Raw genomic sequence first — 23,123 nt, forward strand, 5'->3', positions numbered from 1 at the left:
TCAATGTAGTCTAAGTTATCAACATAGAAATTAACATACTCTTTGTTATTGGTTTTAGATCTAACTATTTTAGGCCGCCCATAAATAAAAACAAATGCAGTGGATCTTTGTGTCTGTATTATTCTTGACAACCTCTTGATGACAAGTTTTTTTACATGACGGATTCGACTAATAAGTACTTTTCAGACTGTGTAATAACTCAATTTATTACTATCCTGGGTCATTAACTGCACCAATTTAGGGTGAACAAATAACTTTTCTTTCCCGGCCTGAATTTCTTGTAATACTCCAATATCACACAACTGCTTTAAATAAACCGAAGCAGTTTGGCGTTTAGCAATATCACACTCAACCAAATTACTAATACGGCAGTAAGGTTGTTCAAATATCACCTGTACCAGCTCATGGCTATAAACTTTAGGCAAGCTTTGCTTTATATACTCGCTGGTATGTTCAATCAATTCTCTTACCGCAGCAATTTTATCCGTAGTCCATTTAGCAGTTTGCTCTACTGCGGTTAACATATAGATAATCCACTCTTCCCATTTGCCAGCAGCGGTAACCTGGGAAAGTAGCCGATAATAATCACGCTTATGTTGTACAATGTGGCGACTTAAATAAAGAATTGGCAATGTCAAAAGCTGCTGTTCAATAAGATAGAGAATATTAATGATACGGCCGGTACGTCCATTACCATCAGTAAATGGATGAATGGCTTCAAATTGGTAGTGAGCAATAGCCATCTTGATTAATGGGTCGACTCCATCTTCTGCATGAAGAAATTGCTCCCAATTGCTGATTAAATCACGTATCTGAGATTCTCCCTCTGGCGGCGTATAAATAATCTCGCCCGTTGCTTGATTACTAAGCGTTGTACCAGGAACTTTGCGAATATTCATATCAACAGCTTTTAGTCGGCTACAAACTTCAATAGCTGTATTCGTACATAGTGGCCGCCGAGTTAATTGTATGAACCCTTCATAAAGCGCAGTACGGTAGCGTAGTGCTTCTTTCGTTGCAGGATCAGCCAGACTGGCTTCTTGTGCATATTGGAACAGTTTGTCTGAAGTCGTAACAATATTTTCGATTTCTGAGCTATCTTTTGCTTCCAGTAGTGGTAACAAATTAATGAGTAACCCCTGATTAGGCAACAATTCACCAGCTTGCTTAAGCTCAGCCAGTGCAGCTCTGGCAGGTATACAGGCTTTTAATACTGCAATGGATTCCATCACCTTTATGGTTGGCGGCAATAAGGGAATAGCATTAAAAGGCTCATCGGGCTGCCATGTCATATTTATATTTCCTATTTTTTTCGACACGTTGCGAGTATATGTTGACGGCATCGACACGTAAAGACTTCATGTCGATAAAATCAAAAAATTTCGACATGTAACGGCTTCATGTCGATAGAATCGACATACGGAAATCATAGCGAATAACACAGCATGAATGGAGCAACCAGTCTACAAGAACGAGTCGAACGACTGGTTGCTTAAACCTGATTAAACTGCTCTGCTACTTTCTCTGCTACCTTCTCCGTTAAACATAAAAAACAGTGCGCCAGTCAGTAATATCAATCCACCAGATATCATTAAAAGAGATTGAATATTAATATAGTCAGCAATTGGGCCAAACAGCACCATACCTAATGGCAAAGAGCAGGACAAAGCGATCTGAACTAAACTGAATACCCTACCCATCATCTCAGGTTCGACTCTTTCCTGAAAAACCGCGATTATCGGTGCGTTAAAACAAGGTGTTACTATGCCTAAAAAGACGTTAAGTACCAGATAAAGCGGGAACCAATAGGCATTACCAAGAGCGATCATAAATATGCCAAAAAATGCGCAAGCTATCGCCGTTATACGCATTTTATTTTTATACTCACTCCAGAAAGAAATCAGCAATCCACCTAAAACCGCGCCGGCGCTAAATGTCATTTCATTAACGGCTAAACGCCACGACTCTTCACCAAATGTCCTATTAACTAACAAAGGTGTCAAAAACGCAGCCGGACTAATCAGAAAGCAAACACAAATCAGAAAAATCAAAAGGTTTCTGATTAATTTATTCTCTTGCAAATAACGGAAACCCGCTAAAATTGCCTGAAATTTATTATCCGGCATGGAATTAGAAACAATTTTGGGAATAGGAATAAACGAAACAATACTAATGCCAATAATGGCAGTCGTTACGTCCACTAAAAAAATATTTTCCATCGAAGTCTGAGAGTACAAAAAACCACTGATAGCTGGAGATGCCAGCATCATCAGTGAAGTCAAAGAAGTATTAATACCATTAACCCGCAGTAATTTTTCTTTAGGGACGAGTTGCGGGATAATCGCACTCACTGCCGGTGTCTGGATACCCGTTCCCAATGAACGGACAATCAGCGCCACAAATAACAATTCAATGCTCTTGAATCCAAGCATAAAAGAGATCGCCAAACCAAGCGTGACTAATGCAATTAACGCATCAGAGGCAATACTGAGCAACTTACGGTTATAAGTATCCGCCCAAACGCCCGCAAATAAAGAGATCAATACCTGTGGAAGAAATGCACAGAGTACCGAAATAGCCAGCATTTCCCCCGATGAAGTATTTAAGGTGATATACCAGACGATAGAGAACTGGACAATGGAAGAACCTAGCAAAGAAATTATTTGAGCTGATAAAAATAAAGCCGTTTTGCGTTTCCAACCTGGAAGTAATGCACTCATTTTAACTACGCCCCTTAAAATCTAAGAGGCGTAGTGACTGAAAATAATTATTCAAACACAAACTCCTCTAGTTCTTTTATTGTTGGTGCGCCAGCAGCACCAGAACGGTTGACGACAATAGCAGCAACACGATTGCCAAATTCAACAGCATCTCTTAGCGACATCCCCTGCGATAATCCCGCAAGCATGCCGCCACTATGAGCATCGCCAGCACCGATGGTATCCACCACTTTCACTTTATAAGCAGCAACATATTCTGGATCACGATCAGATAGACATATCCATGTCCCCTGTGAACCTAACCGGCAGATAATAGTAATTTTTCTTTTACTGGAATAACCGCTAGCCTGGACGACAGGATCACCTTCTCCGCACAATATAGCAACTTCATCACGGTTCAGTGTCAGAATAGTCCGGTCAGCAGGCAATGCATCAAGAAAAGCAGGCGCTATTTCTGGTAAACGTGGGCCAAAATCCAGCAATAATGTTTGCCCGGGTGGTGACGCCAGTAACCAGTCACATAAAATCGCCGTTGATTTACCCGCCATGACATAACCACTGGAGTAGATATATCCCTTTTCCGGCAAAGCAATCGAAGAGAGCATTGACGTACTCCAGTCAACTTCACAACCACTCACAGAGACAAAACTTCTTTCACCATCCGGTTCAACCATCGCCAAACACCAGCCATTATCAAGAGATGAATTGGTTAACGTGACCTCAAGCCCAAGGTCTTGCATCTCTTTGGTTATCTGTTCCCCCCAGTATCCGTTACCAACCGGTATACCATTAATCACTGGGATTTGCAGGCGAACCAAAGCCCGAGCGACATTGAAACCAGAACCACCAATCTGCCGATCAATTTCTTTAGCTTCCTGATCTGCTCCGCTACGAGGAAGCCTCGGTAAACTAAGAACAATATCTCCCGCCGCCGCACCAATTACTGTAATCGGTAGTAAATCCGCCATCAGGCTCTCCCCTTACCGGCCCAAATATCAGCCATAGTCCCATCAAATTGGAAAAGAAACAGATAAATCGCTTAGGAAAGAAAACTTGCAGCAATTATTGCTGGATTCATATATATAATAAATACTTATACTTTAACATTAATCGGGTTCAATGAAAGTCAACCTGTATCAATTATGTGATACCAACGTGATTGATCTCCAATTTATCGGTCATAGAGCGATGATAATCCCTGTGTGAAATAGTGACATATAACCATTGTTATCAAGATATATGAAAACTCATGAAAAAAGTTGATGAATTCATAAAATTAGCCTCATGAGGAAAGCCAAAATAAATGAAGAAGCCAAGTATCCCAATATGATAAAAAGTTATTTAATTGGTGAAAGTCTTCACGCTTTTCCATCCGTCTGTATTTAAATATGAAATGTAGTCAAAAGATCATATTTTTATCTAATTACTACCCAAGCACATTTTTATAATAAACAACGGAAAATAAAATATCCCTATTGGGACAAGAAGTGAATCGATTTTATTGTATTTTCAACAGAATGTTATCAGTGTAATATAAATATTTATAATTTTACAATCTTGATACATAAATCAAGCTTATCATAATAAATAAAAATTTATTTACTTAGTTATTAGTCACGATTATTTAAAACATATTGTTTATTTATATCTGTAAATATTATTACTGTTATATATAACCATCATTATTAACTAATGAATTACTTACCAATCTTACAAATGACCTTTACAGGAAATCCTACTTTGAAAACACACATCATTATTCAATCCGCAAAACAACGACCTGATTTGAAAGGTGCCTCTGATGAGCTGCTTTATAATAACTGGCCTTTATTTATGCTGAATTCTTCAGCGGATGATGAATACTGGGATGAATTATTCGAACCAGATTTCAGCCAATTCCAACAATTTGCTATTTTGCAACAAGGGAAAGAGCAGAAATTAATTGGTACTGCTAATTCGATGCCTTTCCCTTGGGAAGGCGATTCATTAGAGCAATTGCCGGATAATGCTTGGGATGAAGTTTTTCGCAGAGGTATGGCTGCTCGAGGAAAAGCCGTAAAAAAAATGTTGTCGGCACTGTCGGTAACGATATCTCCTGAATTTCGCGGCAAGAATTTACCAGCATTACTTATTGGTAGCTTAAAGCAAGCGGCTATTGATGCCGGGATGGAAGGGTTAGTTGTTCCTGTCAGGCCGACGTTGAAACAAAATTATCCATTGCAGAATTTTGCACAATACTGTGGATGGAAAAATGACAACAATGAACCTTTTGATCCCTGGATTCGGACACATTGGCGCCTGGGAGCAAAGATTATTCGACCGGCTATGTACTCAATGTATATAAATGCCACGCTCAATCAATGGCAAGAATGGACAGGAATGAAATTTCCGCAAAGTGGGCAGTATATTATTCCTGGAGGTTTAGTACCGCTAGAGGTGGATATACAACAACAAATGGGTTATTACATTGAACCTAACTTATGGATGTTTCACAACTTATATGCGTGATTTAGTATTATTACGATAACCTCCGTTGATTAAGATGAAAAATTTATATTCATCTTAATCACAATAGGGAATACAGGTGTTCTTGATATTGCATATTTTTGACTTACCTAACTTATTAATCTCTCAGCATGGGTATAAATCGTCGCTTTACCGGGTTTACAAAAACCAACCAAGGTTAAATGACATCGGTCAGCGATTTCTACAGCCAACGAAGTAGCTGCTGAAACAGCAAACAAAATTTCAACGCCACAGATGGCTGATTTTTGTACCATTTCATAACTAGCACGGCTGGATACCATAGCAGCACCTTGCTGCCAGCCTGTTTTTGCCTTCATGCCTAACATTTTATCCAGTGCAACATGACGACCTATATCCTCACATCCTCCCAATAATTTACCTTCTGGATTGATCCAACTTGCGGCATGAGTGCAACCTGTCAATGCGCCAATATCTTGGACGTTAGTCAGTTGAGAGAGAGCATAATCAAGATGGTTTAATGAAAAAGTTTGAGTGAAAGGCAGCGGCGGAATCGGGCGAAAAATATCAGAAAGTTGTTCCGTACCGCAGATGCCACAGCCTGTTCGTCCAGCCAGATGACGTCTGCGTTCCTGCAAACCAGCAAAACGACGGCTAGAAAGTTCTATTTGCAACTCAATGCCGCCGTTACAATTAGGAATAATATCAATGCCGCGAATCTCGTGTTGAGATTCAATGATGCCTTCGGAGAGCGAAAACCCAATAGCGAAATATTCGAGATCTTTAGGACTTGCCATCATTACGACATGGGAAATCCCGTTGTAAACTAAAGCAACAGGAACTTCTTCTGCAATCCAATCAGCTTTTAATATATCGGAATGGTGTTTTTGTTGCACGTTCGTTCTTTTTACCCCCTCAATCACACCAAATGGTAACAACTTCCCTGATTTTTCGTTATACATTAGATGAATTCCTAATAGTGTTACGACACAATAATTGTGTGGAAAAAAGAGTCTATACTATTTGTCAGGCAATAAATCTGATCCCGCTACGGAAAGTGGTTTTAATAAGAAAGAACGCATTTGAAATTTTTCCCATGATGGAATGGATACTGTTTGAGACAATGTGAGTGAGGAGATTCCCATGCAAGTCAGCAGAAGGCAGTTCTTTAAGATCTGCGCTGGCGGTATGGCAGGTACGACGGTAGCAGCGTTGGGCTTTGCGCCAACCGCAGCCCTTGCACAAACGCGTAACTATAAATTGTTGCGCTCACGTGAAACCCGAAATACCTGTACATACTGCTCTGTCGGTTGTGGACTGTTGATGTACAGCCTTGGCGACGGCGCAAAAAATGCGAAAGCAACTATTTTCCATATTGAAGGCGATCCTGATCATCCAGTAAACCGCGGCGCGCTTTGCCCCAAAGGAGCTGGCTTGATTGATTTTATTCATAGCGAAAGCCGCCTGAAATATCCAGAATATCGGGCAGCGGGTTCCGACAAATGGCAACGTATTACTTGGGATGAGGCATTTGATCGCATTGCTAACTTAATGAAAGCAGACCGTGATGCCAATTTCATTAAAACCAACCAAGAAGGTGTGACAGTCAATCGCTGGCTGACGACGGGTATGCTGTGCGCATCTGCTTCCAGCAACGAAACAGGTTATCTATCACAAAAGTTTAGTCGCGCTCTCGGCATGCTTGCCGTAGACAACCAAGCACGTGTCTGACACGGACCAACGGTAGCAAGTCTTGCTCCAACATTTGGTCGCGGTGCGATGACCAACCATTGGGTTGATATTAAGAACGCGAATCTGATCGTCGTTATGGGGGGTAACGCTGCCGAAGCGCACCCTGTGGGATTCCGTTGGGCAATGGAAGCGAAAATCCACAATAACGCTAAGTTAATCGTGATTGATCCACGTTTTACCCGTACAGCATCTGTCGCGGATTTCTATACCCCAATCCGTTCAGGTACTGATATCGCCTTCTTATCAGGTGTGATTTTATACCTGCTGACCAACGATAAGATAAATCATGAATATGTTGAGGCGTACACTAACGCCAGCCTGATCGTGCGTGAAGATTACTCGTTCGATGATGGTCTGTTCAGTGGTTACGATGCAGAAAAACGGCAATACGACAAAACCAGTTGGAACTATGCGCTGGATGAAAATGGCTTTGCTCAACGTGATATCACCCTTAAGCACCCACGTTGTGTATGGAACCTGTTAAAAGCGCATGTTAGCCGTTATACGCCCGATGTCGTCAGTAATATTTGCGGTACGCCAAAAGAAGATTTCCTGAAAGTCTGTGAATATATTGCAGAAACTTGTGTTAAGGATAAGACCGCTTCTTTCCTGTACGCACTGGGTTGGACTCAACACTCAGTTGGCGCACAAAACATCCGAACTATGGCAATGATCCAGCTACTGTTGGGCAACATGGGTATGGCGGGCGGCGGTGTTAATGCATTGCGCGGTCACTCGAATATTCAGGGATTGACTGATTTAGGGTTATTGTCGCAAAGCTTGCCGGGATACCTGACACTTCCCTCAGAGAAGCAGGCTGATCTGCAAACTTATCTCCAGGCAAACACGCCAAAACCAATGCGACCGGGTCAGGTTAACTATTGGGGTAACTATCCAAAATTCTTTATCAGCCTGATGAAGAGTTTCTACGGTAATAACGCTCGTAAAGATAACGACTGGGGTTTTGACTGGCTGCCAAAGTGGGACAAGGGTTATGATGTTCTGCAATTTTTTGACATGATGTCGAAAGGTGAAGTCAATGGCTATATTTGCCAAGGCTTTAACCCGGTAGCTTCTTTTCCGAATAAAAACAAAGTCGTTGATGCCCTGTCGAAACTGAAATTCCTGATCACTATCGATCCGCTTAATACTGAAACTTCAACTTTCTGGCAGAACCACGGTGAATTCAACGACGTCGATTCATCCAAAATTCAGACAGAAGTTTTCCGCCTGCCGTGTTGCTGCTTTGCCGAGGAAAATGGTTCGATTGTTAACTCTGGTCGCTGGTTGCAATGGCACTGGAAAGGTGCGGATGCGCCGGGAGAAGCTATCGGTGATGGCGAGATCCTTTCCGGTATCTTCAAACGCATGCGGGATATGTACCGCATTGAAGGCGGCGCATCGCCAGAACCGGTGCTGAACATGACCTGGGATTATTTCAACCCGGACAGCCCTACATCGGAAGAGGTAGCTCAGGAGAGTAACGGCCGAGCATTGGTTGATCTGATTGATGCTGATGGCAACGTTATAGTGAAACAAGGCCAGCAATTAACCTCTTTCGCACAGCTACGTGATGATGGCACTACCGCCAGCGGTTGCTGGATATTTGCTGGAAGCTGGACGCCGGAAGGTAACCAAATGGCTCGTCGTGATAACTCTGATCCGTCAGGATTAGGTAATACGCTAGGTTGGGCATGGGCCTGGCCGTTAAATCGTCGTATTTTGTACAATCGCGCATCGGCTGATCCTCGGGGCAAACCTTGGGATGCGAAACGTCAGTTACTGACGTGGGATGGTATTAAGTGGGGTGGCGTTGATACTGCCGATTACAGCGTGGCGGCGCCGGAAACGGATGTTGGTCCATTTATCATGCAACCGGAAGGTATGGCTCGTCTGTTCGCTATTGATAAGATGGCGGAAGGGCCATTCCCTGAACACTATGAACCCTTTGAAACACCCTTGGGGACTAATCCGTTGCATCCAAATGTGATATCCAACCCGGCTGCCCGCGTGTTCAAGAGCGACTTTGAAGCGATGGGTAAGGCAGATAAATTCCCTTATGTAGGAACGACTTACCGCTTGACAGAACATTTTCACTATTGGACAAAACATGCATTGTTGAACTCGATTATCCAGCCAGAACAATTTGTGGAAATCGGTGAAAAACTGGCGGAAAAGAAAGGCATCAAGCACGGTGATACCGTCAAAGTTAGCTCTAATCGTGGTTACATCAAAGCGAAAGCAGTTGTCACCAAACGTATTCGTACCCTGAATGTACACGGTCGTGAAGTGGATACTATCGGTATTCCTATTCATTGGGGCTTTGAAGGAGCAGCGAAGAAGGGCTTTATTGCCAATACATTGACACCATTTGTTGGTGATGCGAACACCCAAACGCCTGAATTCAAAGCGTTTCTGGTTAATGTGGAAAAAGTGTAAAGGGAAAAATTATGTCATTGCAAACTCAAGACATCATTCGCCGCTCTGCCACAAATTCTTTTACTCCTGCGCCACGGGTGCGGGATGACCAAGAGGGCGTAGCGAAACTGATCGATGTGACAACCTGTATCGGTTGTAAAGCTTGCCAAGTGGCCTGTTCTGAGTGGAACGACATCCGTGATGAGATCGGTCATAACGTTGGCGTTTATGATAACCCGGCTGATTTAACCGCTAAATCATGGACCGTAATGCGCTTCTCAGAAGTTGAAGAGAACGGCAAACTGGAATGGCTGATCCGTAAAGATGGTTGTATGCACTGTGCTGATCCGGGTTGCTTGAAGGCTTGTCCCGCAGAAGGAGCGATCATTCAGTATGCAAATGGGATTGTCGATTTCCAGTCGGAACATTGTATCGGCTGTGGCTACTGTATCGCGGGTTGCCCATTCAATGTACCGCGACTCAACAAGGAAGATAACCGGGTATATAAATGCACTCTGTGTGTTGACCGCGTTAACGTCGGTCAGGAGCCTGCCTGTGTGAAAACTTGTCCGACTGGCGCAATCCATTTTGGCAGTAAAAAAGCCATGAAGGATTTGGCGGCTGAACGGGTGAGTGAATTGAAAGGCCGCGGTTATGAGAATGCGGGTCTGTACGATCCTGACGGTGTTGGTGGTACCCATGTGATGTATGTACTGCACCATGCTAACAAACCACAGCTATATCATGGCCTACCGGACAATCCCGCGATCAGTCCGACCATCACCTTCTGGAAAGGTATTTGGAAGCCGCTGGCCGCAGTGGGATTTGCAGCCACATTCGCTGCCAGCCTCTTCCATTACGTGGGTATTGGTCCGAACCGGGTAACGGAAGAAGACGAAGAAAATGCGCGTCATGATGCAGAGTCTTCGCCGAAGTCAGCTAATGGGGAGGAACCGCGATGAAAGGTAAGAAAGATATTATTATCCGTCACTCACCCGTTGAGCGAATAAACCACTGGGCGGTGGTACTCTGCTTTCTATTTACCGCCATTAGTGGATTAGGATTCTTTTTCCCCTCTTTTAACTGGCTAATGAATATCTTCGGTACGCCCCAATTGTCACGGATTTTGCATCCATTTGTTGGCTCCGTGATGTTTATTTTATTTATCTTTATGTTTTTCAGATATTTTAAACATAATTTTATCGACAAAGATGACATTGTATGGCTGAAAAATATTCATAAGATTGTAAAAAATGAAGAAGCGGGCGATATTGGTCAATATAACTTAGGTCAGAAAGGGGTCTATTGGTCTATCAGTATTTGCCTGATATTACTCGTTGTCAGTGGTGTTATTATTTGGCGCCCCTATTTTGCTGATCTTTTCTCTATTCCAATAATTCGAATTGCGCTTCTCATCCATTCAATGTCAGCTATTGGTTTAATCCTGACAATTATGGTTCACGCTTATGCGGCATTCTGGGTGAAAGGATCTTTCCGGGCAATGGTTGAGGGTTGGGTAACCCGTGGTTGGGCGAAGAAACATCACCCACGTTGGTATCGTGAAGTGATGAAACAGGAACAACAAGAAGAGAAACGTTAATGCGTTTGGAATATAACTATACCCTATGGATTTGCATCGCGGCGGCAAGGGAGCGAATCCCCGGGAGCATAGATAACTATGTGACCGGGGTGAGTGAGCGCAGCCAACAAAGAGGCAACTTGAAAGATAACGGGTATAAATATATTTTTATAATATAAGATAAAAATATGGCATCAGATATTTTGATGCCATATTTGTTATATCTACTTTCAGAGAAATAATATCCATATAATTATCTTTGTGAAACTCCATGATTATCTATAATTTATTTTACCCCTAGCTCAATAATTGCATATTTCTCATTTATATCTTTAATACCTTTAACGACAAATCCTGCTTGGTCAGCTAAATCTTCTAATTCATTCAAATAGCGCTCTTTTCCTAATAATAGTACATCCATTAATATATCCGTAGAATCAATTATTTCTAATCGTAATTTTTTCACTGTGCTTATCAACAAAACCGTTGCATTATCATCCATAGCTTTTCGGCAGCTCTGCAAAATTAATACTGCATTATCATCAGACCAATTATGGATAATATTTTTTAAAATATATAAATCATAACCGGATGGAACCGATTTAAAAAAATCTCCGTTTATAAATTCAATATCTTCTAAAACGGGAGTTTCATTATATCTGTCCAAAACGGCGTAATGCTTTCCTTTTACTTTTTCATTCATTCTTATCAAAAGTTTTCCTTCTCCCCCTCCAACATCTAATATTCTGTTGTATTGATTAAAATCATAAATATCGAGTATTCTCTCTATTATTTTATCCGAGTTTTTTGACATAAAAGAGTCAAAATTTGATCTGAACAATTCATGATTATCCAAATATTCAAAGAATGGTTTTCCATGCGCTATTTCAAATGCCGTTTTACTATTATTCTCATATAATGATTTTGAATACATAGCCCAAGCGTTCCAGTATTCTGGGCTAACTTCGCACCTCATCATTAATGACTCCATACTTTCAGGATCGGCAAGCGCACTGCATTCCTCAGAAAGGGCAACTCCCTCATTGCTGTTAACCAATACCCCTATTTTGACTAAATACTCACATAATCGGCTAAAGCGAGAATAATCAAGACCATATTGACGGGAAAGTTCGCTGATATTTACGCAAGCCCCATCTTTAAAGTGAATAGACAAACCCATATCAACAAAAGCATAAATTGCGGTTGATTTTCTACACGATGTAATAAGATCGATTAGCATAGCGTTATCCTTCATACCCGTTATCTTTTAAGCTGCCTCTTTGTTGGCTGCGCTCACTCACCCCAGTCACATAGTCCACTATGCTCCCGGGAATTCGCTCCCTTGCCGTCGCGAAGCAACTTGAAATCCAAATGAAATGTTTTATCTAAAACGGTGGAAATACCGTGACAAGTGATTAGGTATCTTAACAACATTATTTTCACCAAATTGTGATTATCAGTTTTGTTACTTTTTCCTCATTAAACAATTAGAATTTTCATCTCCATACTTGCCAAGTAGTTAAATCAATTTGATTATCCATTTTCAAGTGTAAATTATTATACTATATTAAATTCAATAAAAATAAATGATAAAGATCACAATTAATTCTTTGCAGGATGTTTGAAAATAAAACCAGGAAATATAACTTAATTTGACTATTTTCGCCATTAAACCAATATTATTATAAAATTTAAATTCACATTCTATTTCAACATTTTATTGATACAAAATAAAAGTATGGCATCAAATATTTTAATGCCATACTTAATTATAGATTTATCAGACATACAATATCCATATCATTATATTTGGTTAAGCTCCCTATTATCTATAATTTATCTTACTCCTAGTTGGATAATTGAAAATGATTCATTGACATCTTTAACATCTTGAATGATCAACCCTGCCTGGTTAGCTAAATACTCAAATTCCGTTAAGCTACGTTCTTTCCCTAAAGATGTCATATCCATTATCATATCTAAAGATTTCATTGCATTAGATTGTGGTTTTTTCATTGAAGTTATTAATATAATAGTTGAATTATTATGCATTGCCTTGCGGCAATTTTCTAAGATGAGTATTGATTCACTATCAGACCAATCATGAATAATATTCTTTAGGATATATAAATCGTAACCTGATGGAATTGATTCAAAAAAATCTCCATCTATAAAATCTATATTTTCGTGAGCATGAATTTTATTATATCTATCTAACACAGCATAATGTTTTCCTTTTACCTTTTCACTTATTTTTATCAGAAGATCCCCTTTACCTCCTCCAACATCTAATATTTTATCGTGTTGACTAAAATCATAAATATCAAATAAATTTTCAATCATTCTATCCGATTCTCTTGACATTAAAGAATCAAATTTTGATCTGAGCAATTTATTGCTATCCAAATGTTCAAAGAATGGTTTTCCATACGCTATTTCAAATGCCGATTTACCATTATTTTCAAGCAAGGATTTTGGATACATTAACCAAGCGTTCCAGAAATCTGAGTCAAATTCCCACTTTATTATTAACGATTCTATACTTTCAGGATCGGCAAGCGCACTGCATTCATCAGAAAGCGCAACTTTACCATTGCTGCTAACCAATACTCCGATTTCAATTAATAAATCACATAATATATTAAGTCGCGAATAGTCAATACCATATTGACTAGCAAGTTCATTGATATCCATACAGGCTCCATTTTTAAAACGAACAGACAAACCTGTATCAACAAAAGTATAAATGGCAATTGATTTTTTATATGATTCAATAAGTTCAATTAGCATTGGTTATCCTTTATATTTATATTATAAAAAAATGAATTATTTTATCTAAAAATCAGAAATACCATGATAATTAATTAGGTATTCTGACAACTAAAATGTAATCATTAACTTTATTACCTTTTCTCGTGATATAATAAAAATATTATTCTCCTTATTTTATAAATTATTAACTTACCTTGACTATGCATTTTAGAGATTCAAATTATTCCTTATCAGACTATATTAAATATAATAGAAAAAAATGATGAGGATTACAATTAACTCTTCTTAGGGATTTTAAAAAAAATGATTTAATCTATTTATTTTTTTCTACTTAAATAATTTTCACCCCCAGAGAATAAATTTGATCTCCATTTTAATATCTATATATTTTATTAATATAAAACAAGCATGGTGCCAAATATCTCGACACCATGCTTGTTACATATTCTTTCAGAGAAGCAATATCCATATAATTATCTTTACGTTATTTTATTCCCAATTGGATAATTGAAGATAATTCATCAATATCCTTAACATCTTGAATAACTAATCCTGCTTGGTTAGCCAAACGTTCGAATTCCGTCAAATAACGTTCTTTTCCTGAAAATAGTGCATCCATTAACATGTCTACATATATCGCTGCTTTAGATTGTGGTTTTTTCATATAATTTATCAATAAAATCTTTGAACCATTATCCATTGCCTTACGGAAATTTTCTAAAATTAATACTGCTTTATCATCAGGCCAATCGTGGAGAATATTCTTTAAGATATATAAATCATAACCTGATGGAATTGATTTTAGAAAATCTCCATTCATAAAATATATATTATCCAAAACAGGAATTTCATCATATCTATCTAATACAGCGTAATGTTTTCCTTTTACCTTCTCACTGATTCTTACCAGAAGATTTCCCTCACCCCCTCCAACATCTAATATTCTGTTGTATTGATTAAAATCATAAATATCAAGTAGCTTTTCAATGATTTTATCTGAGCCTTTTGACATTGAAGCATCAAAATTTGATTTGAGTAATTTATGACTAGCCAAATGTTCAAAGAATGATTTTCCATGCATTATTTCAAATGCTGGTTTTCCATCATTTTCAAGTAAAGATCTTGAATACATTGACCAAGCATTCCAACAATCTGGACTCAGCTCCCATTTTACAATTAATGACTCCATACTCTCAGGATCAGCAAGTGCACTGCATTCTTCAGAAAGGGTGACTTTATGGCCGTGATTAACCAATATCCCAACTTCAATTAAGAAATCGCATAATCGCTCAAGTCGGGAATAATCAATACCACACTGACGGGAAAGTTCATCTATATCTACATAAGCTCCATTTTTAAAGTGAATAGATAAGCCTGTATCAACAAAAGCGTAGATTGCGGCTGATTTTCTATACGATGTAATAAGTTCGGCTAGCATTGAGTTATCCTTATGTCTTTATCTTATAAAAAGATGAAGTATTTTATCTAAAATGCATGAAATACCATGATAATTAATTGGGTATTCCAACAACTAATATGTGATTATTAGCTTTGTTACCTTTTCTTGTTGAAATAATAAAGATTTAATTCTCCTTATTTTCACATTGTTCAACTTACTTTAATAACGCATTTTTAGGAGTAGAATTGTTAACTGCCAGACTATATTAAATTAGACAAAAAGGAATGACAAAGATCACAATTAACTCTTCTCATAAACTTCAAAAATAAAATAGAATTGTTTAATATAATCATTAATCGTTTTTACTGTCAGAGAGTAATTTTTCTATATATATTTCATTAATATAAAAGTTGGCACCAAATATATTGATGCCATATATTTTACATAAATATTTCCCAACGATGGGATATATTTATTTTATCCCTAATTCGATAAGTGAAAACATTTCATCTATATCTTTAGAAGATCGAACGACGAGTCCCGCCTGATTAGCTAGATGTTCGAATTCACTAAAATAACGCTCTTTCCCTAAATATAGCATATCCATTAATAAATCGACAGATTTAACCATTGGGGATTTTTGTTTTTTCATTAAGGTTATTACCAGGATGTTTGCATTATCATCCATCATTTCTCGGCAATTCTTCAAAAGGGATATTGCATCATTATCAGGCCAGTTATGGAGGACATTCTTTAAAATATATAAATCATAACCTGACGGAATTGACTCAAAAAAATCGCCATTTATGAAATCTATACCCTCATAAATAGGAGTTTCATTATATCTGTCCAATACAGCATAATCTTTTCCTTTGAATTTTTCACTGACTCTGATTAAAAGCTCTCCGTCTCCCCCCCCAGATCCAATATTCTGTTATATTTATTAAAATCATAAATAACAAGCAGTTCTTTAATTATTCTATTTGTATATTTTGACATTAAAGCGTCAAAATTTGATTTTAGCACTTTATCATTATCCCAAATCTCATAGAATGATTTTCCATGCGCCATATCAAATGCCGGTTTACCATTGTTTTCCAGTAAGGATTTTGGGTACATTAACCAAGCATCCCAATGTTCTCGATTGATTTCATATTTTATTGTCAAGAATTCAAAACTATCAGGATCAGCAAGTGCGCTGCATTCCTCAGAAAGTGCAACCCCATCGTTGCCGCTAACCAATACGCCTATTTCAGTTAAGAAATCACATAGTCGATTAAGTCTAGAATAATCAATACCATATTGATCAGCAAGTTTGTTAATATCTACATAGGTTCCATTTTTAAAGTGAATAGATAAACCCGCTTCAACAAAAGTGTAGATTGCGGCTGTTTTTCTATATGACGTAATGAGATTGATTAGCATTGAATTACCCTTTATGTATTTTTAAATAAGGTTATTATATAAAATATAGATAGTACCACTATAACTAACTATATATTTTTGAAACGTATTTAAACCAAAATGTAATTATTAACCTTGCTATCTTTTCCTTATGAAGCAATGAAAATTTAACTCTCTTTTTACAATTAATTATTCACTTTAATTATATGCTTTTAGGTGTGAGTCAATTAATCATTAGACCATATTAAATATAATAGAAAGGAATGTTAAAAATCACAATTAACTCTTCTTAGGGATTTTTAACATTAAATTGAAAGAAATTTCTTAATAATATTTTTCTTTCAGAAAAATTTACACAAAGAATGAATGGTTATGCAAAAATTCGCAATCATTTCATGAATATATTGGTCATTATTGACCACATCATTTCCAGTATTATCTCTGTAGCTCAGAAACCACTTTTGATCTATGCTGAGCACTAAGAACAAGCTTAAGAATTATTATTAACCTGAAAGCCCCCAAAGCAGATAGCAGGAAGATAGAACTTAATGAGTATTCGCATCGTTCCTAAAGAACAACTAAGCAAAGATCGTATCAATGAAAAAGCAGCAGATTATATCCCGCCATTGCTTTTCGCTAATCTGAGAAACCTTTATCCACGCCGGGCAGAGCGCTTGCAGCAACTGGCGGAAGAGAGCCCGTTCGTTGATTATCTTAACTTTTCAGCACAAGTTGCCCAAGCTCAGCAAAAAGCGTTGCATGATAATCCATTGAAAATGGAGATAACGGATATCTTAGAAAAATCTGTCATTGAAGGTAAACCACCTCTGGATTGCAAAACCTTCCAACGTACTGAACACTGGCAAAAATTGCTTCACTCTCTGATAGCAGAATTACTGCCAGATGCGTCGGAACATGTTAATGCCGCTCTGGATAATCTAACAAAGGCGTCGGAACAGGAGCTGGAACAGATGGCCGATGCTCTGTTGAAAAATGAATTCAGTAAGGTCAGCCCTGAAAAAGCACTTTTTATCTGGGCGGCACTCTCCCTCTATTGGGCACAAATGGCAAATCAAATCCCAGGAAAAGCGAGGGCAGAATATGGTGAACATCGTCAGTTTTGCCCGGTTTGCAACAGTATGCCCGTCTCAAGTGTGGTTCAGATTGGCACAACCAACGGACTGCGCTATCTGCATTGTAGTTTGTGTGAAAGTGAATGGCATGTAGTACGGGTAAAATGCAGTAACTGCGAACAGACACGCGATCTTAATTATTGGTCATTGGATAGCGAACAAGCCGCTGTGAAAGCGGAAAGTTGCGGCGATTGTGGGAGTTATTTGAAAATTCTCTATCAAGAGAAAGATCCGAAAGTTGAGGCCATTGCTGATGATTTAGCTTCACTGATCCTCGATGCCAAAATGGAAGAGGAAGGTTTTGCCCGCAGTAGCATCAACCCGTTTTTGTTCCCAAATGAGTAATAGTGAGTTGACGGAATTGCCATGACATATAAACCGAGCCTGTTGTACAGCCAGCTCCCCGCCATTGATCGTCTATTGCGTGAGCCACAAATAACACTATTCGTGGAACAATATGGACAGACGCTGGTAACTGTAACATTAAGAGAAATGCAGGAGCAGGCCAGAATCTATATCAAGCAGTATCAGGCACTGCCTGATTGGTGTGATAACTGGGCCTTGGCGCTTAGTCAGCAACTGGAACAGAAACAAACTTTGGCTTTAAAGCCGGTTTTCAATCTCAGTGGTACGGTGATTCATACCAATCTTGGTCGAGCATTAATGGCAGAATCGGCTATTGAGGCAGTCACACAAGTGATGCGTTCACCCGTAACATTGGAATATTCCCTCAATGACGCCGGGCGTGGACACCGTGATTACGCTTTAGCGAATTTACTGCGTGAACTAACCGGGGCGGAAGATGCCTGTATCGTTAATAACAATGCAGCAGCCGTGCTGTTATTACTGGCAACCGTGGCATCCGGTAAGCAAGTTGTGGTTTCTCGTGGCGAACTAGTGGAAATTGGCGGCGCATTCCGTATTCCTGATGTGATGGTTCAGGCAGGATGCCAATTGATTGAAGTCGGCACAACAAACCGTACTCACCTGAAAGATTATCGGCAAGCGATTAATGAAGAGACCGCTCTCCTCATGAAAGTACATACCAGCAATTACAATATTGAAGGATTCACTGCGGAAGTGTCTGGCCGTGAATTGGCGGCTCTGGGAATGGCATCACAAATTCCTACTGCCATTGATCTGGGCAGTGGTTCCATGATCGATATGGCGCAATATGGATTGCCAGCCGAGCCTATGCCTCAAAATTATCTGAATCAAGGCATCGATTTGGTCACTTTTTCTGGTGATAAATTACTGGGGGGACCGCAAGCCGGCATTATTCTCGGCAAAAAGCGCTGGATAGAAGCCATCCAGCGTCATCCGCTGAAACGGGCTTTGCGGGCAGATAAGATGACGCTGGCCGCTTTGGAAGCTACATTGCGGTTATATCAACGTCCCGAACAACTTTGCCAGCAGTTACCAACGTTACGTTTATTAACTCGTTCGCAACAACAAGTGCATGATATGGCACAACGGTTATTACCTCAGCTTCAAGCGCGTTACGGCGACCAGTTTATTGTTCGTGACGAATCCTGTTACTCACAGATTGGCAGTGGCTCACTGCCGGTTGATCGTCTGCCGAGTTGGGCTTTGACTTTCGCCGCCATTGATGGTCAGGGGAGTTCGTTGGAACAGTTGGCCCGGCGCTGGCGTGAATTAGCCAAACCCGTTCTTGGCCGTATTTCTGGCGGGCGTTTGTGGCTGGATTTACGCTGTCTCGAAGATGAAAACGCGCTATTGCAGGCACTATTGCTGTAATTTTCCGAAATACAATAATTTATCGAAATAAAGTAATTTATTGAAACTATTATGATTTTTTCCACCGCGGGCCATGTTGATCATGGTAAAACCACACTTATTCAAGCAATTACCGGCGTTAATACCGCCCATTTGCCGGAAGAAAAAAAGCGCGGGATGACTATCGATTTAGGTTATGCCTATTGGCCGCAACCAGATAGCTCTTCTGTTGGTTTTATCGATGTGCCCGGACATGAAAAATTCCTCGCTAATATGTTGGCAGGGATCGGGGGTATCGATCATGTTTTATTGGTGGTTGCCTGTGACGACGGGGTAATGGCTCAAACACGGGAACATTTAGCTATTCTGCGTTTGATTGGCTGCCCGTCCATGACCGTTGTGCTCACCAAAGCAGATCGAGTGGAATCAAAACGAATAGTTGAAGTCCGCCAGCAAATTGAACATGAGCTGGCAACACAGGGTTGGAGCAATTCCCCTCTGTTTGTAACGGCTGCGACGGATGAAGAAAGTATTGTCCCTTTGAGGCAACATCTGTTGCAGTTACATCAGCAAAATAAGCAGCATGAAAAATTACACCAGCGTTTTCGTCTAGCGATAGATCGCGCTTTCAGTGTAAAAGGCGCAGGTCTGGTAGTAACGGGCACAGCATTGGCCGGCCGGGTCAGGGTGGGAGATATCCTCTGGCTGACCGGCCGGGATCAGCAAGTCAGAGTACGTGGTTTACATGCTCAGAATCAACAAACCGATACGGCTCAGGCCGGGCAACGTATTGCCCTGAATATTACTGGCGATGTGAGTAAAGAACAGGTTTCCCGTGGTGATTGGCTGTTTTCCCACAAACCCTTCGAGCATGCAGAAAAGGTCTTGGTGGAAGTAGAAACTGATGAATCTTTGCGCAACTGGCAACCACTTCATATTCATCACGCCGCCAGCCATATAACGGGGCGGATTTCATTATTGAATCAGCTTTCTGATCAGCCTTTGCTGGCTGAATTGGTGCTTGATAGCCCATTGTGGCTGGTTGAGAATGATCGACTAATACTGCGAGATATCAGCGCCAGAAAAACACTGGCTGGTGCGCGGGTGATAAATCTAAACTCCCCCCGCCGTGGTAAACGCCAGCCAGAATTTTTGCATTGGCTCACTCAGCTTGCCAAAACATCAGATCATGCAGCTAATTTAGCGCTCCATTTGCCACGAGGCGCGCTTTCTCTCGACCACTTTTCTTGGGCACGCCAGTTAACGGAAGCAACTCTCCACCAGCTAATCGTTGATGAGGATGTGATTATTGCCGATGGTATGGTGTTATCACAGAACAATGCCAAGTTAGCAAAGCAGAAGTTGTTACACGTTTTAGCCGAATATCACCAGCAACATGTTGATCAACTGGGTTTAGGAAGGGCACGCCTGAAACGGATGGCGCTGCCAACGCTGGATGAAGCGCTAGTTTATACTTTGATAGATGATTTGCTCAGTAGTGGGCAGTTAAAGCAGTTGCGTGGTTGGTTATACCTTCCTGAACAACGTTTGGCTTTTAGTGATGAACAAGCAAAATTGTGGCAACAAATCGCTCCCTATTTCACAGATGATCCGTGGTGGGTACGTGATCTGGCTGCTGATTTAAAAGAAGAAGAAGTAACTGTCCGCAATTTATTGAAAAAATCCGCCCAATTGGGGCATATTATCGCTATTGTTCCTGATCGTTATTATTGCAGCCAACGAATTCAGCAATTTGCCGAACTGATTCGTCAATTTAATCAAGATCATGGTGCGATTACCGCTGCGGATTTTCGTAATCAACTCGGTATTGGTCGTAAACTGGCTATTCAGATATTAGAATTTTTTGATCGCAGTGGTTTTACTCGTCGTCAAGCCGAATCACATATCCTCAGAGATAATGGGCTATTCTGATGATTTTTTATTTAAAATATAGATGATTTCAGCAAAATCACCGTCTTGCTTCATCGATTTAACTGATCTGTGCTATTTTTGCCAACCGTTAGCTTTCTATTAACTGGATTGAATACGCTATGAAAAAGAAGATAACATCGGGCGTTTATCTGGGATTATTGTTTATTGCAACTTTAATTCTGGTTTTTGAAAAAAGTGAAGATATTTATCCTGCACTGATTGCTGTCGGTGTGTTTGGTGTGATATTTGGTCTGGTGTTTTTTGTATCAGCCAGGTTACTGTTTTCCGCTGCCTTTACCGGAACACTGTTTATTATTTTCAAATTCCTCAATCAGATAAAAGTTCATTACTACAAAGAGCAGTTGATGTTCTCCGATCTGAACTTGATGTTTGATCCCGCCAATCAGGAAACATTACGCCACTATTGGCTGGCCGGCTTAGGCGTTGTCGCGATGTTTATCTGGTTGATTTTTAACATGACGCTGAGCTGGAAAAAATCATCTCCCCTTCGTGGTTTCAAATGGCGTACTGTCGGTTTGGTTCTGGCGGCGTTCTGTACATGGGAAGTGAGCGCTACTGCCAATGCATTCAGAGAGCAGTGGGAATCTTCACTGCCAAAAGGACGGGGTACCGTCACCAATATGGTGATGTCGGCTAAAGATGCCAAATATCATGCGCCTCAGTTTGGGCAATCATCCGATTATTTTCTGCAACAGGCCAAGAATGTCGTACTGCCTGTGCCTCAGTCAACGATTAAACCTGACGTGGTGATGTTATTACAAGAATCCACCGTGACTCCGCATATCTATCAATTGTCTGATGATACCCGCTTACCTAATCTTTATATGTTCCAGCGGGATTCTGGCGTCAGCGCACAAAGCCCCATGCGAGTGCAAACTTTCGGTGGTGGTACCTGGTTATCTGAATTCTCTGCTCTGACTGGCTTAAATACAGATGATTTTGGCTCACGTAAGAATGCGGTTTTTTATTTTATTGTCGATCACCTGAAATACAGTTTGTTCCGTGAAATGAAACAGAATGGTTATTACACGGTTGTTTTGACGCCATTTAATAAATCTTCTTATCATTCCGGTCATGCTTATCAGACTCTCGGCGTTGATCGCATTATTCAGCCACAGGAATTGGGATATCCCGCCAGTCTCGATAAAAATCTCTGGACTATTTCTACACAAGAGATGTTGGGTTACGTGAAAGACATTTTGGCACAGGAAACAGATAAACCTCTCTTTATTTTCTCACTGACTATGTATGAACATGGCCCATATGATGAAGATCACGCTGATGACTACGGGCTTACCGGACACGTAAAAAATTCACAAGCAGTGGGTAAGTTCAATCATTATATGGAGAAAATCAAAGCTTCTGATCCGGCAATTAAAGATTTCAGTGAGTTTGTTGCTAAACGGGAAAAACCCACTATTTTCCTTTACTTCGGTGATCATCAACCCAATATCAGCCTAAATCAGTATAATGGCGTATTTTCAAACCCCGCTCATATCACCCAGTTTACTATGCGGGATAACTTGCAACAGGGAGAATCTATTCAGACTGATGAACTGACGGATATTTCATTCCTTGGCAGCATGATTATGGAGAGAGCTAAACTGGATGCTTCACCTTTTTACCGAGCAAATATGACAATGCGTCATCTCTGCCGGGGAGCATTGGATGATTGTCAGGATAAAGCGCTGGTGGAAAGTTATAAACACTATATTTATCAGCAATTAGATGTTGCAGGTAAAAAGTAATTTATAAAATCATCATGTGAGTAG

15 protein-coding genes and 1 pseudogene are annotated in these 23,123 nt (G+C 40.0%); 8 read left to right on the forward strand and 8 right to left on the reverse strand.

What is annotated here, in order from left to right:
- Positions 1-182: 182 nt before the first annotated feature.
- The 3 genes from fic to TI10_RS19285 all read right to left on the reverse strand — a co-directional run bounded on the left by fic (position 183) and on the right by TI10_RS19285 (position 3,688).
- The gene (gene fic, locus TI10_RS19275) at positions 183-1,292 is read right to left on the reverse strand and encodes a protein adenylyltransferase Fic (RefSeq protein WP_049584967.1); all 1,110 of its coding nucleotides are present in this window, start codon (positions 1,290-1,292) and stop codon (positions 183-185) included.
- Between the two features lie 210 nt (positions 1,293-1,502).
- Positions 1,503-2,720, reverse strand: a complete 1,218-nt coding sequence (locus tag TI10_RS19280) for an MFS transporter (RefSeq protein ID WP_049584968.1) — start codon at positions 2,718-2,720, stop codon at positions 1,503-1,505.
- A gap of 47 nt (positions 2,721-2,767) precedes the next feature.
- A complete protein-coding gene (locus TI10_RS19285) occupies positions 2,768-3,688 on the reverse strand; it encodes a carbohydrate kinase family protein (RefSeq protein WP_049584969.1) in 921 nt (306 codons plus the stop codon).
- Positions 3,689-4,460: 772 nt separating this feature from the next.
- Between TI10_RS19285 and TI10_RS19290 the strand changes: the two genes are divergently transcribed.
- The gene (locus tag TI10_RS19290) at positions 4,461-5,228 is read left to right on the forward strand and encodes a hypothetical protein (protein WP_049584970.1); all 768 of its coding nucleotides are present in this window, start codon (positions 4,461-4,463) and stop codon (positions 5,226-5,228) included.
- A 107-nt stretch (positions 5,229-5,335) separates the two neighbouring features.
- On the opposite strand, the gene fdhD is transcribed toward TI10_RS19290, so the two are convergent.
- Positions 5,336-6,166 carry a formate dehydrogenase accessory sulfurtransferase FdhD gene (gene fdhD, locus TI10_RS19295; protein ID WP_049584971.1) on the reverse strand — a complete coding sequence of 277 codons (831 nt, stop codon included), beginning with the start codon at positions 6,164-6,166 and terminating at the stop codon, positions 5,336-5,338.
- 181 nt (positions 6,167-6,347) lie between these two features.
- On the opposite strand from fdhD, the gene fdnG reads away from it, so the two are divergent.
- The 3 genes from fdnG to fdoI are packed head-to-tail and all read left to right on the forward strand — an operon-like array spanning position 6,348 to position 10,974.
- Positions 6,348-9,395 (forward strand): formate dehydrogenase-N subunit alpha, encoded by a 3,048-nt coding sequence (gene fdnG / locus TI10_RS19305; RefSeq protein ID WP_139180543.1) that lies wholly within the window; start codon positions 6,348-6,350, stop codon positions 9,393-9,395.
- Positions 9,396-9,406: 11 nt separating this feature from the next.
- On the forward strand, positions 9,407-10,336 hold the full coding sequence (gene fdxH / locus TI10_RS19310; protein ID WP_049584974.1) for a formate dehydrogenase subunit beta: 930 nt from the start codon (positions 9,407-9,409) through the stop codon (positions 10,334-10,336).
- On the forward strand, positions 10,333-10,974 hold the full coding sequence (gene fdoI / locus TI10_RS19315; RefSeq protein ID WP_049584975.1) for a formate dehydrogenase cytochrome b556 subunit: 642 nt from the start codon (positions 10,333-10,335) through the stop codon (positions 10,972-10,974). Before fdxH ends, fdoI begins: the two co-directional genes overlap by 4 nt.
- Before the next feature lie 265 nt (positions 10,975-11,239).
- On the opposite strand, the gene TI10_RS19320 is transcribed toward fdoI, so the two are convergent.
- The 4 genes and pseudogenes from TI10_RS19320 to TI10_RS26725 all read right to left on the reverse strand — a co-directional run bounded on the left by TI10_RS19320 (position 11,240) and on the right by TI10_RS26725 (position 16,549).
- Positions 11,240-12,208 (reverse strand): methyltransferase, encoded by a 969-nt coding sequence (locus TI10_RS19320; protein ID WP_336431737.1) that lies wholly within the window; start codon positions 12,206-12,208, stop codon positions 11,240-11,242.
- A 581-nt stretch (positions 12,209-12,789) separates the two neighbouring features.
- Positions 12,790-13,743, reverse strand: coding sequence for a methyltransferase (locus TI10_RS19325; RefSeq protein WP_049584977.1), 954 nt, complete (start codon positions 13,741-13,743; stop codon positions 12,790-12,792).
- 466 nt (positions 13,744-14,209) lie between these two features.
- Positions 14,210-15,163: a methyltransferase gene (locus TI10_RS19330; protein WP_049584978.1), complete on the reverse strand. Its 954-nt coding sequence runs from the start codon at positions 15,161-15,163 to the stop codon at positions 14,210-14,212.
- A gap of 433 nt (positions 15,164-15,596) precedes the next feature.
- Positions 15,597-16,549, reverse strand: a pseudogene (locus TI10_RS26725) (methyltransferase).
- A 527-nt stretch (positions 16,550-17,076) separates the two neighbouring features.
- On the opposite strand from TI10_RS26725, the gene fdhE reads away from it, so the two are divergent.
- The 4 genes from fdhE to TI10_RS19355 all read left to right on the forward strand — a co-directional run bounded on the left by fdhE (position 17,077) and on the right by TI10_RS19355 (position 23,099).
- The gene (fdhE, locus tag TI10_RS19340) at positions 17,077-18,006 is read left to right on the forward strand and encodes a formate dehydrogenase accessory protein FdhE (RefSeq protein WP_049584979.1); all 930 of its coding nucleotides are present in this window, start codon (positions 17,077-17,079) and stop codon (positions 18,004-18,006) included.
- Between the two features lie 21 nt (positions 18,007-18,027).
- Positions 18,028-19,419, forward strand: coding sequence for an L-seryl-tRNA(Sec) selenium transferase (selA, locus tag TI10_RS19345; RefSeq protein WP_049584980.1), 1,392 nt, complete (start codon positions 18,028-18,030; stop codon positions 19,417-19,419).
- 51 nt (positions 19,420-19,470) lie between these two features.
- Positions 19,471-21,330 (forward strand): selenocysteine-specific translation elongation factor, encoded by a 1,860-nt coding sequence (gene selB, locus TI10_RS19350; RefSeq protein WP_049584981.1) that lies wholly within the window; start codon positions 19,471-19,473, stop codon positions 21,328-21,330.
- Positions 21,331-21,449: 119 nt separating this feature from the next.
- Entirely contained in the window at positions 21,450-23,099 is a 1,650-nt protein-coding gene (locus tag TI10_RS19355) for an LTA synthase family protein (RefSeq protein ID WP_049584982.1), read from the forward strand.
- The last annotated feature ends 24 nt before the right edge of the window (positions 23,100-23,123 follow it).

Source organism: Photorhabdus luminescens subsp. luminescens (assembly GCF_001083805.1).
Classification (GTDB): Bacteria; Pseudomonadota; Gammaproteobacteria; order Enterobacterales; family Enterobacteriaceae; genus Photorhabdus; species Photorhabdus luminescens.

Bases quoted from the DNA above. Each gene is read 5' to 3' on its own strand.
- TI10_RS19330 (WP_049584978.1), bottom strand. From the start codon at position 15,163: ATGCTAGCCGAACTTATTACATCGTATAGAAAATCAGCCGCAATCTAC.
- TI10_RS19285 (WP_049584969.1), bottom strand. From the start codon at position 3,688: ATGGCGGATTTACTACCGATTACAGTAATTGGTGCGGCGGCGGGAGAT.
- fdxH (WP_049584974.1), top strand. From the start codon at position 9,407: ATGTCATTGCAAACTCAAGACATCATTCGCCGCTCTGCCACAAATTCT.
- fdhD (WP_049584971.1), bottom strand. From the start codon at position 6,166: ATGTATAACGAAAAATCAGGGAAGTTGTTACCATTTGGTGTGATTGAG.
- selB (WP_049584981.1), top strand. From the start codon at position 19,471: ATGATTTTTTCCACCGCGGGCCATGTTGATCATGGTAAAACCACACTT.
- TI10_RS19355 (WP_049584982.1), top strand. From the start codon at position 21,450: ATGAAAAAGAAGATAACATCGGGCGTTTATCTGGGATTATTGTTTATT.
- TI10_RS19320 (WP_336431737.1), bottom strand. From the start codon at position 12,208: ATGAAGGATAACGCTATGCTAATCGATCTTATTACATCGTGTAGAAAA.
- fdhE (WP_049584979.1), top strand. From the start codon at position 17,077: ATGAGTATTCGCATCGTTCCTAAAGAACAACTAAGCAAAGATCGTATC.
- TI10_RS19325 (WP_049584977.1), bottom strand. From the start codon at position 13,743: ATGCTAATTGAACTTATTGAATCATATAAAAAATCAATTGCCATTTAT.
- selA (WP_049584980.1), top strand. From the start codon at position 18,028: ATGACATATAAACCGAGCCTGTTGTACAGCCAGCTCCCCGCCATTGAT.
- TI10_RS19280 (WP_049584968.1), bottom strand. From the start codon at position 2,720: ATGAGTGCATTACTTCCAGGTTGGAAACGCAAAACGGCTTTATTTTTA.
- fic (WP_049584967.1), bottom strand. From the start codon at position 1,292: ATGACATGGCAGCCCGATGAGCCTTTTAATGCTATTCCCTTATTGCCG.
- fdoI (WP_049584975.1), top strand. From the start codon at position 10,333: ATGAAAGGTAAGAAAGATATTATTATCCGTCACTCACCCGTTGAGCGA.